The sequence below is a fragment of the Azospirillum sp. A29 genome, assembly GCF_042604625.1.
In the GTDB taxonomy this organism is placed as follows: domain Bacteria; phylum Pseudomonadota; class Alphaproteobacteria; order Azospirillales; family Azospirillaceae; genus Azospirillum; species Azospirillum palustre.
In genome coordinates, this window is record NZ_CP170467.1 from 243944 (window position 1) to 256733 (window position 12790).

Consider the following 12790-nt stretch of genomic DNA (forward strand, 5'->3'; position numbering starts at 1 on the left):
GCCTCATGCTGTCCATCAGCCAGCGCATCGCCGACGAACTGTCGGTCCGCGAGTCCCAGGTCGCTTCCGCCATCGCCATGCTCGACGAGGGATCGACCGTTCCCTTCATCGCGCGCTACCGCAAGGAGGCGACCGGCGGCCTGGACGACACCCAGCTCCGCACCCTGGAGGAGCGCCTGGGCTACCTGCGCGAGCTGGAGGACCGCCGCGCCAGCATCCTGTCCACCATTCAGGACCAGGGCAAACTGACGCCGGAACTGGAGCGCCAGATCAAACAGGCCGACACCAAGACCCGGCTTGAGGATCTCTATCTCCCCTACAAGCAGAAGCGCCGCACCAAGGCCCAGATCGCCCGCGAGGCCGGGCTGGAGCCGCTGGCCGATGCGCTGCTGGCCGATCCGAAGAAGCAGCCTGATTCGGAGGCTGCCGCCTTCGTCAGCGCCGACAAGGGCGTCGCCGACGTCAAGGCGGCGCTGGACGGCGCCCGCCATATCCTGGTCGAACGCTTCGGCGAGGATGCCGAGCTGGTCGGCCGACTGCGCACCGCCATGGCCGACAAGGGCGTCGTCACCTCCAAGGTGATCGAGGAGAAGAAGGCGGAGGGCGCCAAATTCTCCGACTATTTCGACTTCTCTGAGAACTGGTCGAAGCTGCCGTCGCACCGCGCGCTGGCTCTGTTCCGCGGCCGGGCGCAGGGCGTGCTCGACATCCGCCTGGATCTTCCGGTCGAGGAAGGGCAGCCCCACCCGGCGGAGGGTACCATCGCCGTCCACACCGGCATCCGCGACCAGGGCCGCCCGGCCGACAAGTGGCTGTCCGACGTGGTGCGCTGGACTTGGAAGCTGAAGATCGGCCCGCACATCGAGACCGATCTGATGGGATCCTTGCGCGAGCGCGCCGAGGATGAGGCGATCCGCGTCTTCGCCCGCAACCTGCACGACCTGCTGCTGGCCGCCCCCGCCGGTCAGCGCGTCACCATCGGGCTCGACCCCGGCATCCGCACCGGCGTCAAGGTGGCGGTGGTCGATGCCACCGGCAAGCTGGTGGAAACGACCACCATCTATCCGCACCCGCCGCGCAACGACTGGGACGGCTCGCTGGCGGTGCTGGCGGCGCTGGCGGCCCGGCACAAGGCGGAACTGATCTCCATCGGCAACGGCACCGCGTCGCGCGAGACCGACAAGCTGGCCGCCGACCTGATGAAGCGCCACCCCGAGCTGTCCCTGACCAAGCTGGTGGTCAGCGAGGCCGGCGCCTCGGTGTACTCCGCCTCGGAAACCGCCGCACACGAGTTCCCCACCCTGGACGTCAGCCTGCGCGGCGCGGTGTCCATCGCCCGCCGCCTGCAGGATCCGCTGGCCGAGCTGGTGAAGATCGAGCCGAAATCCATCGGCGTCGGCCAGTACCAGCATGACGTGGCCGGTGGCAAGCTGGCCCGTTCGCTGGACGCGGTTGTCGAGGATTGCGTGAACGCGGTCGGCGTCGACCTCAACACCGCCTCGATTCCGCTGCTGACCCGCGTGTCGGGCCTGAACGAGACCATCGCCCGCAACATCGTGGAGCATCGCGACCGCAACGGCGCCTTCCGCTCGCGCAAGCAACTGCTCGACGTCGCCCGGCTGGGGCCGAAGACCTTCGAGCAGGCCGCCGGCTTCCTGCGCATCCGCGACGGCGAGAATCCGCTCGACGGTTCCGCCGTCCATCCGGAAGCCTATCCAGTGGTCCAGCGCATCGTGAAGACGACCGGCCGCGACCTCGGCAGCGTCATCGGCGACGCCCGCTTCCTGCGCGGCCTGAATGCCGAGGAATTCACCGACGAGCGCTTCGGCGTCCCCACCGTCGAGGACATCATCAAGGAGCTGGAGAAGCCCGGCCGCGACCCCCGTCCGGAGTTCAAGACCGCCACCTTCAAGGAAGGCGTCGAGGAGCTGAAGCATCTCCAGCCCGGCATGATGCTGGAGGGCGTCGTCACCAACGTCACCGCCTTCGGCGCCTTCGTCGACATCGGCGTCCATCAGGACGGTCTGGTGCATATCTCCCAGCTTGCCAACAGCTTCGTGAAGGACCCTCACACGGTGGTGAAGGCCGGCGACGTGGTGAAGGTGAAGGTTCTGGAGGTCGACATTCCCCGCAAGCGCATCGCCCTGACCATGCGCTTGGGCGAGGAGGCGCCACGTCCGGCCCGCCGCGAAGAGCAGCGCCGTGACGAACGGGGACCGGGCCGTCTGCCGCAGCAGCAGGATCGCCGCCCGGCGGCGCCTGCGGCCAAGGCTGCGCCGAAGCCGGCCAAGGCGCCGGAACCGGTCAACAGCGCCTTCGCCGAGGCGTTCGCCCGGGCGCAGTCGGGCAAGAAGAAGTAAGGGTCAGGGAGGGGGCAAAGCGTCCGCCGTCAGGCGGACGCCCAGTCCGCCGATGGCGGCGGCGGCAACCCGGTCGACCCAACGCTTGGACTGCAGGTAGGCAGCACGCGGCCGGCCGGCGGAGAATGCCGCGGCAACGATGGCGTACCAGCCGGCTTCGATCAGGAAGATTGCCGGCGGCAGGAAGACGAACAGCCAGACCGGCGGTGAGGCCGGCATCAGCGCGGCGAAGATGCTGCCATAGACCAACGCCGTCTTCGGGTTGCTCAATTGCGTCAGCAGCCCGAACAGCAGCGGCCGCCTCAGCCCGGCAGGTGCCGTCTGCCCCTCTTCCGCCATCACAAGAGGCTCCGCCGCCCCGCGCCAGATGCGGACGGCGAGGTAGAGCAGATAGGCACCGCCCGCCAGCTTCAGCACCACATAGAGCCAGCCGACCTGCGACAGCAGGGCATGCAGACCCAGCAGCGCCAGGGACGCGAAGAACACACCGCCGATCCCCATGCCGAGGGCGGTGGCCAGACCGGCCCGGCGGGATACGGCGATGGAGGTGCGGGCGACCAGCACGAAGCTCGGCCCTGGGCTGGCGGCGCCGACCGCAATGGCCCCGGCGATGCTGACGAAGGCAAGTGCGGGATCCATGTTCGCTCCCCGTCCGCTCGAAGGTGGCGACGATACCACAACCGCGACAACCCGCGAATGGCGGACAAAAAAGTCCCCTCGTCCGCGGGGGGAACGAGGGGACGAAGGCCGATGGCTTGGCCGTTACGGGGATGTCATTCGGCTGCCATCAGCATCGGGGCCTCGTCGCGCACCCGGTTCACCGCCACATAGCGGTCGAGCGCGTCCAGGCATTCGCTGAGGGTTCCGGAACCGACCGCACGGCAGTCCTCGAAGGCATGCGGTTCGGGGCGGAACCAATGGGTGATGTAGCATTCCTCGCGCCCGTCCAGGCTGAGGGTGAGGGCGAAGCGGCCCTCACGCCCGAGATGGGCTTGAGCGGCGCGCAGACGCGCCTGGACCTCTTCTATCGTCATGGGATGATATCCTTCCCTTGATGCCGCCTGCGGTCAGGCGGCGTGAGCGAACTTGCCGTCTTCCGAATCAGACTCTTCCAACCGTCGGGCCCAGTCGATGTCACGCGACAACGAGTCGACAAGGACGCGGGCCGCACCCGCGGTTTCCGCAGGCGTGTCGGACCGCAGCAGTCCCGACAGCCGCATCGCCAGCGTTTCGGCCTCCGCCTCCACCCAGCGGGCGTAATGGCGGCGGCGCTGGTCACGATTCCAGTACCAGCGCGGCAGCTGCGCGTTGGCACGTTCGAACTCGCCTTCCCAGGCGCTCATGCGGAAAAGACCGCTGGGCGACCGGTCGCCGGTGCTCTGAGTCGTCTGGGTCATGACGTTCCGTCAGGCGGCTTCCCGCCCGTCCTCTTCCTCGCGCTTCAGAATCTCGGCCTTTTTCTGGGCGAACAGGCCGGTGATGCGGTGCTGGGCGGCGCGGTCCACGGCGCCGATCTCGCGCAGTCGGGTGCCGACGCCCGACCGCCAGACCTCTTCCAGGTCGTCGAGGTCCAGGCAGGCCCCCAGCCGGCGCTTCACCTCCGCCTCGAAGGCTTCGACGGCCGCGGGTTGCAGGTCCGGGTTGGACTTGGCGGCATAGAAGGCCTCCGATTCCTCCCGGTACTTGCTGTCGTCGAACTGGCCCATATAGACGTCGGCGGCCAGCCCGATCTGCAGCAGGCATTTGCCAACCGCGTCGGTCATCGACATCTTGAAGCACTCGTCGTCCGGCATCTCCATGCCGTTGCGGCGGCGGACCATTTCGGTCCCGCCCCACTGCGGGCCGGTGAAGCACTTCTCCTTGGTCTCCGGGTCGATGTACCAGACGCGGGCGCAGATGAAGATCATCCGTTCCGCGATGGTCCAGTCGACCTGCTCATAGCCCCAGCCCTTGCCGATCGGGCCGAATACTTCCGTCATCATCTGGAAGCGCCAGGTCGGGTCGATCTGCGTGCCGCGGAAGCCGCCGGCACGGGTGAAGGGCTTGGTCGCCTTCGGGTCGGTGCGCTTCAGCCGGTTCCACAGGAACATGGTGTCGATGCGCAGCGGCTCTTCCGCCCGGCTGGCGCCGGCGGATCCCTTGGACCCTTGCGAGCCGCGGCTGCCGCCGGACTTCGCGTCGGCCGGAACGGTCTCCGTCACGCTGGACTCGGTCATGTTGGACTCGGTAACGCTCGACTCAGGGGTCTCGGTATCGGCAACGAGGTGGTCGGTCTTGCTCATGCGTCCCATGATTTGGGTCCTTCTTGTCCAAACGTTTCGGCTCTCCCCTCACCCCAGCCGGCGGTCAGCGCTGCTTCCAGGCTGAATTCCACCCCGTTCGGGTCAGCGGAGGGCACCCAGGATTGCGCGTCTGCCAGAGCCCGGCGCGGCGGTGCGCCATAGCGCAGGCTGAGCCGGCCCTCGCGGTCGCGCGAGAGATAGAGGCCACCGGACCGGCCATCAGACTTGCCGTCGGCCTGACCGGTGGCGACAAAAGCGATGCGGGCATCGTCGGGCATCAGCGCCTTGAGGGCGGCCTCGGCCTCCTTCACCTCCAGCGCCGCCGCCCGGTTGGCGACCAGCCGGTCGGCCAGGTCACGGAAGCGGTTGTGCCGGCCCATGTCGAAGACGCGGCCATTCTCATAGGACGGGCCGTCCATCGGCAGCGGGTCCGACGGCTCGACGTCGTTGACGACATGCCACCAGAAGGCTTCCAGCGTCTCGACCAGCCGCTCGACATCGTCCGGCCGCCGGTCAACCGTCATCAGGCTGTGGCCGGTGGGGCGCAGGATCGACAGCAGCGCGCGGTCAAGACCGACGACCTCCAACTGGTGCTGGACCTGCCAGTGATAGCGGCGGGCGAGGTCGGCATCGCTCTGGAAACCGCTATTGAACTTCGCCTCCACGATGGTGTCGAGAGCGCCATCGGCCACGCTGCCGGTCAGGAAGTCGGGATGGGCAACCATCCAATCATGCTCGGCGTGTCGGTAGGTATCGGGTGCCGCCACGCAGGCGCGGCCGGTGGCATGGGCGACGAAGCGCGGGTGCAGATGCTCGGTCGCGATTCCGATCTGCACTGCAGCGACGAGATCGAGGTTTTCGGGCTCGACCCGGCCGGTCTTCTCGCGCCACAGCGACAGCCAGTCGCCGGCCATCACGCGCGTCGCATCCGACGACCCGATCCGCCCCGCCCGCAAATCCCGCTGTGCCTGAGTGATCGCCATGCTGTTCCGCTTTTCCCGGTTTCAGGGCCCTTCCGGACCGCCGTTCCGGCTTCGAAGCGTGGCCCCTGCTGCGACTTCGCAGCATGTGTTTCGGACCGCCTCACCGGACCCTGAATATGGGATGCGAACACGCAGCTTTCAAGAACAAAACGTGAACCTATGGCTTGGCCGTAGACCAGATCAAAGACCTGAAAACACGCTATATTTGGTGTGTTCTGACGAGAGTCGTCACAAGTCAAAACGGATGGAGTAGAGGTGACCGTTTTTGCGAGTCGAGGTGGATGGAAACGCGCACCGCGACTCTGTCCGCCACGGTCTTTTACATGCGAAGCGCTCGCACCACGTGAACGGCGACTCCGGCCACATGGGCACGGTCGAAGGCAGTGGGGTGGCAATCCGGATCGGTCGAAACCGGCATCAGATGGGGCGGAAAGAAGCGGTATCCGCAGATGGTGCCCTCGCCCACCGTCACCACCACGTCGCCGGCCTGCGGCGTCAGCACGTCCAGCGGTTCCAGCACCACGCAGTCGCGCGGCAGAACGCCGGCGGCGTCCAGGCTCTTGGACAGGATGCGCAGCGCGAAGGCCCGGCGGGAGGTGGGTCCGTCCATGGCGACCGACGCGGCGCCCTCCTTCAGTGCCCCGGCCAGGAACGCCTCCCCTGCCCGGCGGCCGAGGTCGAGGAAGATGTGCGCCTGTTCCAGCGTCAGCACCGGCACGCGCGTGACCGGCGCATAGGCATGCTCGTCGAGGAAGCGCGGCTCCGACCCGGCGACACGGGCCAGACGGGCCAGCGTGTCGGCGCTGGGCACGCTGCCCATCGCCGGATCGCGCAGGAAGCGGGTCAGGTTGGTGGCGGTGACGCCGGCCAGCCGCGCCCAACCGCCGGCGCTCCAGCTCTTCGCCTCCATGACGCCGGTCATCCAGCGCAGGATGGCTCGCCGCGTGTCGTCCATCGTTCTCCCCCTCGGCAGTCCCCCACCCTGTCCTACACGGTCCCGACCGGGTGGGGGAAGGCGCGATGGACTAGAAGCCGCTGCGATTTCGCAGTGCCGCCTTGGACTCCGCCGTAACCGCCCCATCTGTGCGGCATCGAAGTCAACAGAGGGAGTTGCGACCATGATCGTCACCAGCACCGATTCCGTCGAAGGCCACCAGATCGCCGAGTATCTCGGCATCGTCGCCGGCGAGGCGATCATGGGCGTCAACGTGTTCCGCGACCTGTTCTCCTCCGTGCGCGACATTGTCGGCGGCCGGGCCGGCGGTTATCAGGCGGCCCTGCGCGAGGCACGCGAGGCGGCCTTCGCCGACTTGCAGGACTCGGCCCGCGCCCTGGGCGCCGATGCCGTGGTCGGGGTGGACGTCGATTACGAGGTGCTGGGCAAGGAGAACGGCATGCTGATGGTGTCGGTGAACGGTACCGCCGTGCGCCTCCGCTAAAGGCAGCCCCTGACCGTAAGCGTCAGCGATGGCGTCTGGACAGGCCGGACCTTATGCGTAGACTCCCCCTCCAGCTAACAATCTGAGGGGGGATGCACATGCGTGGGGTTGTCCGCGGTTCCATCCGGTCAGGCTGCATCGGCGGCCTCGCCATGGCGGCGTGCCTGTTCGGCGCCCTGCCCGCTCTGGCACTCGACGCCATCGTCGAGAAGAAGGTCTTCGAGATGCCGTCCTACACCACCACCGGTGGCGGGACGATCAAGAATGTCCGCATCGGCTGGGAAAGCTACGGCAAGCTGAACGACGCCAAGGACAACGTCATCCTCATCACCCATTTCTTCAGCGGCAACAGCCATGCCGCCGGGAAATACAAGGCCGATGATGCCGCTCCCGGCTATTGGGACAGCATCATCGGTCCCGGCAAGCCGCTGGACACCGACAAATACTTCATCATCGCCTCCGACACGCTGGTGAACCTGTCGCCCAAGGATCCCAACGTCGTCACCACCGGCCCGGCCAGCATCAATCCGGACACCGGCAAGCCCTATGGCATGAGCTTCCCCATCGTCACCATCCAGGACTTCGTCAATGTCCAGAAGGCGCTGGTCGACAGCCTGGGCATCAAGACCCTGCAAGCGGTGATGGGCGGCTCGATGGGGTCGCTCCAGGCCTTCGAATGGGGGGCCGACCATCCGGAGATGGTCAAGCGCGTCATCGCCGCCATCGGCGGGCCGGAGGCTGACCCCTTCCTGATCGGCTGGTTGAACCTGTGGGCGGCCCCGATCAAACTCGACCCCAACTGGAACAACGGCGATTATTACGGCAAGGCGGAGCCGAAGGCCGGCCTGACCGAGGCGCTGAAGCTGGTCACCCTGCACGCCCGCCATTGGAAATGGGCCGACGCCGCCTTCGGCCGCAAATGGGCGGAGGACGGCAAGGACCCGAAGGCCGCGATGGGCAACCAGTATGCCATCGAAGCCTGGCTGGAAAAGGCGGCTTCTGGCCGTGCCGCCGTCAGCGACGCCAACCACTTCCTCTATCTGGTGAAGGCCAACCAGACCTTCGTCACCGGCAACGGCGCCTCGCTGGAGGACGGTCTGGCGAAGATCAAGGCCCCGGTCCTGTTGATCCCGTCGGCCGACGACCTCGTCTTCCCGCCGGACCGCAACATGCGCCCGCTGAAGGACCGGTTGGAGAAGCAGGGGAACGCGGTGGAATACACCGAGTCGATCACCTCGACGCTCGGCCATCTCGACGGCGTGGTGAACATCGGCAAGGCGGGCGACACAATCGCGCAATTCCTGGCGAAGTGAGTTGCCGGGGGGCTTTGGACGCCGGAGCCCCCTACTCGCCGCTGACCGGCGCTCCGCGGAAGTTCAGCAGGCTCGGCGCCTTGTCGATGATCTCTTCCAAGATCAGCGACGCCGTCTCCAGGTCGCGGTCCAGTTCCGGGCCGAGCTTGCCGACATAATTGGGCCGCTTCAGCTTTTCCGCGGCATCGTGCAGGCTGCGCAGCTCGGCGACGAAGATCTCGCGGGCACCCATCGGCAGGATCGGGTTGGCCGACAGCACGAAGAAGAAGCGCATGCTGGCCCGCACCAGAAGGGCCAGCATCACCATGTCCAGCTTCTCGAACTGGTCGCGCAAATCGTCGGAACGCGCATCGACCAGATTGCGCAGGCGCTGCTCGATCAGGATGACCAGCGCCTGGAACTCGCCCACCTTGTCGCGGAAATCGCGGTAGGCGCCGAAGCTGTGCTTGCTGGCCTCATGCTCGGCCAACTGGGCCAGCTTCGATGCCTCGCGGCACTGGCGCTCCAGCGCGCCCAGCAGTTCCTTGACCTCGGTTCGGGTGTATTGGCGCTTGCTCATGGGACTCGACGGGGTTCGTGCAGGTGTTCGGACTGGCGGTCTGACGTTCCGTCAAGCTATAGCACAACCCATGGGCGGCAACCTATCCCATGCTCAGTGGTCCGCCTTCACCGGCGCCCCCGGACGGCGCACCAGCGGCATGAACAGCAGCGCGCCGAAGAACACCGCCGACATCATCAGCATGGCGTCGTTAAAGGTCAGGATCAGCGCCTCGCGCTGGACCAGCCCGACCAGCCGGGACATCGCGGCGGCGGTCGGATCGGCCACCAGCCCGTCGAAGCGCTGGCTGAGATTGTCGACCATCTGCTGCACCTCCGGACGGGCGAGGTTCACATTGTCGCCGAGCCGGTTCAGGTGCAGCGCGTTGCGGTCGGTCAGCACCGTGTTGATCGCGGCCAACCCGATAGCGCCGCCGAGGTTGCGCATCAGGTTGTAGAGGCCAGACGCGTTCTTCAGCTTGTCCGGCGGCAGGGTGCCCAGCGCCACGCTGTTGATCGGGATGAAGCACAGCATCAGCGACATGCCGCGCACCGCCTGCGGCAGGAACAGCTCCCAGAAGCCGGTGTCGGCGGTGAAGTGGCTGTTCAGCCAGACGCCGGTGCCGAACAGGATCAGCCCCAACGCCAGCATGGCGCGCAGGTCCATCCGCTTCGACAGTGCGCCGGCGATGGGTGCCGACATGAACTGGAAGATGCCGGTCACGAACATGATCTCGCCGATCTGCAAACTGTTGAATCCGCGCACGCGGGCGAGGAACAGCGGTTGCAGATAGACCGATCCGTAGAGACCGATGCCGAGAATGAAGCTGTAGAGCGATCCGATGGCGAAGTTGCGGTCGGCGAAGGCGCGCAGTTCCACGATGGGATTGCGGTAGGACAGAACCCGCCAGAAGAAGCCGGCGGCGGAAACGGCGGCGACCACGGCCAGCGCGAAGATCGCCTCGTCGTCGAACCAGTCGTTGCGCGGCCCCTCCTCCACCACGTACTCCAGGCTGCCCAGGAAGGCGGCCATCAGCCCCAGCCCGAGGAAGTCGAAGCCCTTGCGCAGTTCCGGATTCGGCCGGTCGACATCGACCAGGAACCAGACCAGCGAGGTCACCAGGATACCGGGGATGACGTTGGCCAGGAACAGCCAGTGCCAGGACAGGTGCTGGGTCAGATAACCGCCCAGCGTCGGGCCGATGGTCGGCGCCATGGTGGCGACCAGCCCCATCATCACCGACACGCCCGCCCGCTTTTCCGGCGGGAAGATCATGAAGCTGGTGGCGAACACCGTCGGGATCATCGCGCCGCCGATGAAGCCCTGCAAAGCCCGCCAGACGATCATCGATTCGATGCCGCCGGCAAAGGCGCAGGCGACGCTGGTCAGGGTGAAGCCGGCCGCCGCCAGGGTGAACAGCACGCGGGTCGACATGATGCGCGACAGGATGCCCGACAGCGGGATCATCACGACCTCCGCGATCAGGTAGGAAGTCTGCACCCACGAAATCTCGTCGGCGCTGGCGGCGAGACCGGCCTGGATTTCCGACAGCGAGCTGGAGACGATCTGGATGTCCAGGATCGCCATGAACATACCGACGACCATCGCGAAGAAGCCGGCGATGTCGCGGGGGGTGAGGGGACGCATGCCCTGGGCCGGTGTCGCCATGGAACCGCTGCCTTCCGTCGCGGCCGAACGACTGCCGCCCCGGGGGTGACCCCAGGGATGGCTCCGGCCGATATTCTGCCTGGATCTATTGACGTGAATTACGGACAGGGACGCCGCCCCGAAGGGGGAGGAGGAGCGGCGTCCCCGCCGGAGCCGTGGCCGCTTACTTTGCGGCCACCGCCTGCTTGTCGATCAGCGCGCCGAAGACGCCGCCGCTGGCCAGATGCGGCTGGCTGTCGGCACCGCGGGTATCGACCTCCGCCTCCACGGACAGGCCGGGGCGCAGCAGGCCGGCCAGCGCGTTGTCGCGCGGCAGGGCGATGCGGACGGGAACGCGCTGAACGATCTTGGTGAAGTTGCCGGTCGCATTCTCCGGCGGCAGCAGCGAGAACTTGGACCCCGAGGCCGGAGCAAAGCTTTCCACCGTGCCGATCAGATGGCGGTCCGGGAAGGCGTCGACGGAGATGCTGACATGCTGGCCGGGGCGCATGCGCGACAGCTGGGTCTCCTTGAAGTTGGCGACCACATAGACGTCGGGCAGCGGCACCAGCGACAGCATCTGCACGCCCGGCCGGGCATACTGGCCGACCTGGACGCCGCGGTTGCCGATCACGCCGTCGACCGGCGCGCGGATCACGGTGTTGTCCAGATCGTTGCGCGCCGTCTGCAGGGTGGCCTGCGACTGGGCCAGATGGGCTTCCGTCTCGGTCCGGGTGGCGCGCAGGACGTTGACCTGCTCGTTCTCCGAGGCCAGCGCCGCCCGCGCCTTCGCCACCTGGGCCACCGCCTTGCGCAGGTCGGCGTCAGCGGTTTCCAGCTTCTGGCGGCTGGTCCAGCTGTCGCTGGCCAGCGAGCGGTTGCGCTCATAGTCCTGCTGGGCCCGGCGCTGTTCGGCCTCGGCGCTCGCCAGCGTGGCGGCAGCCTGATCGATCACCGTGCGCTGAAGCTCCAGCTTGCTGTCCAGCGTGCCGAGCGCCGCCTTCTGGGCGGTCACTGCGGCTTCGGACTCCGCCACCTTGGCGCGGAAATCCTGGTCGTCGAGGATCGCCAGCACGTCGCCCGTCCGCACCAACTGGTTTTCGGCAACCTTCACATCGCGGACATAGGCGGAGATCTTCGGGCTGACGACGGTGATGTCGCTCTGCACATAGGCATTGTCGGTCGATTCCATGAACCGGCCTTCCGTCCACCAATGTTGGCCGGCGACGGCGCCACCTGCCAGCACGGCCAGCGCAACGCCCGACAGCACGATCTTCCGCACGCCATTCGCCATTGTCTCTATCCCCAATCCACCGCGGCCCGGTCCGGATTCCGCCGGACGCTCTTGCCGGCGCCGTCACGGAAAAGAAACTGAACCGTTCAGTTTAGTCTTGCCGGAAGATGGCGGACGGCCTATCTGTTGTCAAGACCGAACTGAACGGTTTAGTTTTTGTCAACGGGTGTCAGGGGGCTTGTCGGGCGATGCGGAACGCGGTAGGGGCCAAGCACATGGACTCAGGCGAGGCGCGCATGACCACGTTGGTTGCCCCCACTCCCGAAGCAGGATCGAAGCCGGCCCAGATCATGGACGCGGCCGGTACCTTGTTCCTGGAACATGGCTACAGTGCCGTCAGCATGGACGCGGTCGCCAAGAAGGCGAACGTGTCCAAGGCGACGCTGTACGCCCATTTCGGCAGCAAGGAGGAACTGTTCCGGGCGATGGTCGCCTCCGAATGCGCGTACTCCGTACTGGCCGGGGTCTGGGACGAGGCGATGCACCTGCCGGCGGCCGACGGGCTTCGTCTGATCGGCCGGACCTTCGTCCGCTTCATCGCTTCGGCCAAGGCGCTGGGCCTTTACCGGATGGTGCTGGGCGAGGTTCTGCGCCAGCCCCAGCTCGCCCAGGCCTTTTACGAAAGCGGCCCTGCCGAGACCTTCCAGCGCGGGCGCCAGTTCATGGCCCGTATGGTGGAGAGAGGCGAACTGGCAATTACCGACTGCGATCTCGCCACCCACCAGTTCTTCGGTCTGCTGAAGGCCAACATGCACATGAAGCTGCTGCTTTGCCTGAGCGAACGGCCGGGCGACGCGGATCTGGAACGATTCGTCGATGCCGCCGTCGATCTGTTCGTCAAGGGCTATGCACCTGAAAGGCGCTGAGGGGCGTTACGCCTGAAACACGCTCATTGAGAGTTGAGCGGCAGCGTCCGCAAACCCTCAGTTGGTGC

The 12790-nt window shown here is 66.7% G+C and carries 13 protein-coding genes; 4 read left to right on the forward strand and 9 right to left on the reverse strand.

What is annotated here, in order from left to right; translation table 11 throughout:
* The first annotated feature begins 5 nt into the window (after positions 1-5).
* Positions 6-2360, forward strand: a complete 2355-nt coding sequence (locus ABNQ38_RS29150) for a Tex family protein (RefSeq protein WP_377810811.1) — start codon at positions 6-8, stop codon at positions 2358-2360.
* 3 nt (positions 2361-2363) lie between these two features.
* On the opposite strand, the gene ABNQ38_RS29155 is transcribed toward ABNQ38_RS29150, so the two are convergent.
* From ABNQ38_RS29155 to ABNQ38_RS29180, 6 genes are all read right to left on the reverse strand, one after another.
* Positions 2364-2999 carry a LysE family translocator gene (locus ABNQ38_RS29155; protein ID WP_377810812.1) on the reverse strand — a complete coding sequence of 212 codons (636 nt, stop codon included), beginning with the start codon at positions 2997-2999 and terminating at the stop codon, positions 2364-2366.
* A gap of 134 nt (positions 3000-3133) precedes the next feature.
* A complete protein-coding gene (locus ABNQ38_RS29160; RefSeq protein WP_109048324.1) occupies positions 3134-3394 on the reverse strand; it encodes a hypothetical protein in 261 nt (86 codons plus the stop codon).
* Positions 3395-3427: 33 nt separating this feature from the next.
* Positions 3428-3757, reverse strand: a complete 330-nt coding sequence (locus tag ABNQ38_RS29165) for a hypothetical protein (RefSeq protein WP_377810813.1) — start codon at positions 3755-3757, stop codon at positions 3428-3430.
* 9 nt (positions 3758-3766) lie between these two features.
* Positions 3767-4651, reverse strand: coding sequence for a hypothetical protein (locus tag ABNQ38_RS29170; protein ID WP_377810814.1), 885 nt, complete (start codon positions 4649-4651; stop codon positions 3767-3769).
* Positions 4639-5625, reverse strand: a complete 987-nt coding sequence (locus ABNQ38_RS29175; protein ID WP_377810815.1) for a YqaJ viral recombinase family protein — start codon at positions 5623-5625, stop codon at positions 4639-4641. The genes ABNQ38_RS29170 and ABNQ38_RS29175 overlap by 13 nt, the downstream gene beginning before the upstream one ends.
* A gap of 319 nt (positions 5626-5944) precedes the next feature.
* Positions 5945-6580 carry an XRE family transcriptional regulator gene (locus ABNQ38_RS29180; protein ID WP_377810816.1) on the reverse strand — a complete coding sequence of 212 codons (636 nt, stop codon included), beginning with the start codon at positions 6578-6580 and terminating at the stop codon, positions 5945-5947.
* Positions 6581-6743: 163 nt separating this feature from the next.
* On the opposite strand from ABNQ38_RS29180, the gene ABNQ38_RS29185 reads away from it, so the two are divergent.
* On the forward strand, positions 6744-7064 hold the full coding sequence (locus ABNQ38_RS29185; RefSeq protein WP_377810817.1) for a heavy metal-binding domain-containing protein: 321 nt from the start codon (positions 6744-6746) through the stop codon (positions 7062-7064).
* 98 nt (positions 7065-7162) lie between these two features.
* The gene (locus ABNQ38_RS29190; protein ID WP_377810818.1) at positions 7163-8377 is read left to right on the forward strand and encodes a homoserine O-acetyltransferase; all 1215 of its coding nucleotides are present in this window, start codon (positions 7163-7165) and stop codon (positions 8375-8377) included.
* A gap of 31 nt (positions 8378-8408) precedes the next feature.
* On the opposite strand, the gene ABNQ38_RS29195 is transcribed toward ABNQ38_RS29190, so the two are convergent.
* The 3 genes from ABNQ38_RS29195 to ABNQ38_RS29205 form a co-directional block, all read right to left on the reverse strand.
* Positions 8409-8936: a hypothetical protein gene (locus ABNQ38_RS29195; RefSeq protein ID WP_109048318.1), complete on the reverse strand. Its 528-nt coding sequence runs from the start codon at positions 8934-8936 to the stop codon at positions 8409-8411.
* A gap of 93 nt (positions 8937-9029) precedes the next feature.
* A complete protein-coding gene (locus ABNQ38_RS29200; RefSeq protein ID WP_377810819.1) occupies positions 9030-10583 on the reverse strand; it encodes a DHA2 family efflux MFS transporter permease subunit in 1554 nt (517 codons plus the stop codon).
* Between the two features lie 163 nt (positions 10584-10746).
* Entirely contained in the window at positions 10747-11856 is a 1110-nt protein-coding gene (locus tag ABNQ38_RS29205; RefSeq protein WP_377810820.1) for an HlyD family secretion protein, read from the reverse strand.
* A 236-nt stretch (positions 11857-12092) separates the two neighbouring features.
* Here ABNQ38_RS29205 and ABNQ38_RS29210 point away from each other — a divergent pair, with 236 nt between their 5' ends.
* Complete coding sequence (locus ABNQ38_RS29210) at positions 12093-12722, forward strand: TetR/AcrR family transcriptional regulator (protein WP_377810821.1); 630 nt, start codon at positions 12093-12095, stop codon at positions 12720-12722.
* Positions 12723-12790 lie beyond the last annotated feature (68 nt).

What these genes read in the sequence shown, in the direction of transcription:
- ABNQ38_RS29150 (WP_377810811.1), top strand. Translation starts at nt 6, where the DNA reads ATGCTGTCCATCAGCCAGCGCATCGCCGACGAACTGTCGGTCCGCGAG.
- ABNQ38_RS29155 (WP_377810812.1), bottom strand. Translation starts at nt 2,999, where the DNA reads ATGGATCCCGCACTTGCCTTCGTCAGCATCGCCGGGGCCATTGCGGTC.
- ABNQ38_RS29160 (WP_109048324.1), bottom strand. Translation starts at nt 3,394, where the DNA reads ATGACGATAGAAGAGGTCCAGGCGCGTCTGCGCGCCGCTCAAGCCCAT.
- ABNQ38_RS29165 (WP_377810813.1), bottom strand. Translation starts at nt 3,757, where the DNA reads ATGACCCAGACGACTCAGAGCACCGGCGACCGGTCGCCCAGCGGTCTT.
- ABNQ38_RS29170 (WP_377810814.1), bottom strand. Translation starts at nt 4,651, where the DNA reads ATGGGACGCATGAGCAAGACCGACCACCTCGTTGCCGATACCGAGACC.
- ABNQ38_RS29175 (WP_377810815.1), bottom strand. Translation starts at nt 5,625, where the DNA reads ATGGCGATCACTCAGGCACAGCGGGATTTGCGGGCGGGGCGGATCGGG.
- ABNQ38_RS29180 (WP_377810816.1), bottom strand. Translation starts at nt 6,580, where the DNA reads ATGGACGACACGCGGCGAGCCATCCTGCGCTGGATGACCGGCGTCATG.
- ABNQ38_RS29185 (WP_377810817.1), top strand. Translation starts at nt 6,744, where the DNA reads ATGATCGTCACCAGCACCGATTCCGTCGAAGGCCACCAGATCGCCGAG.
- ABNQ38_RS29190 (WP_377810818.1), top strand. Translation starts at nt 7,163, where the DNA reads ATGCGTGGGGTTGTCCGCGGTTCCATCCGGTCAGGCTGCATCGGCGGC.
- ABNQ38_RS29195 (WP_109048318.1), bottom strand. Translation starts at nt 8,936, where the DNA reads ATGAGCAAGCGCCAATACACCCGAACCGAGGTCAAGGAACTGCTGGGC.
- ABNQ38_RS29200 (WP_377810819.1), bottom strand. Translation starts at nt 10,583, where the DNA reads ATGGCGACACCGGCCCAGGGCATGCGTCCCCTCACCCCCCGCGACATC.
- ABNQ38_RS29205 (WP_377810820.1), bottom strand. Translation starts at nt 11,856, where the DNA reads ATGGCGAATGGCGTGCGGAAGATCGTGCTGTCGGGCGTTGCGCTGGCC.
- ABNQ38_RS29210 (WP_377810821.1), top strand. Translation starts at nt 12,093, where the DNA reads ATGACCACGTTGGTTGCCCCCACTCCCGAAGCAGGATCGAAGCCGGCC.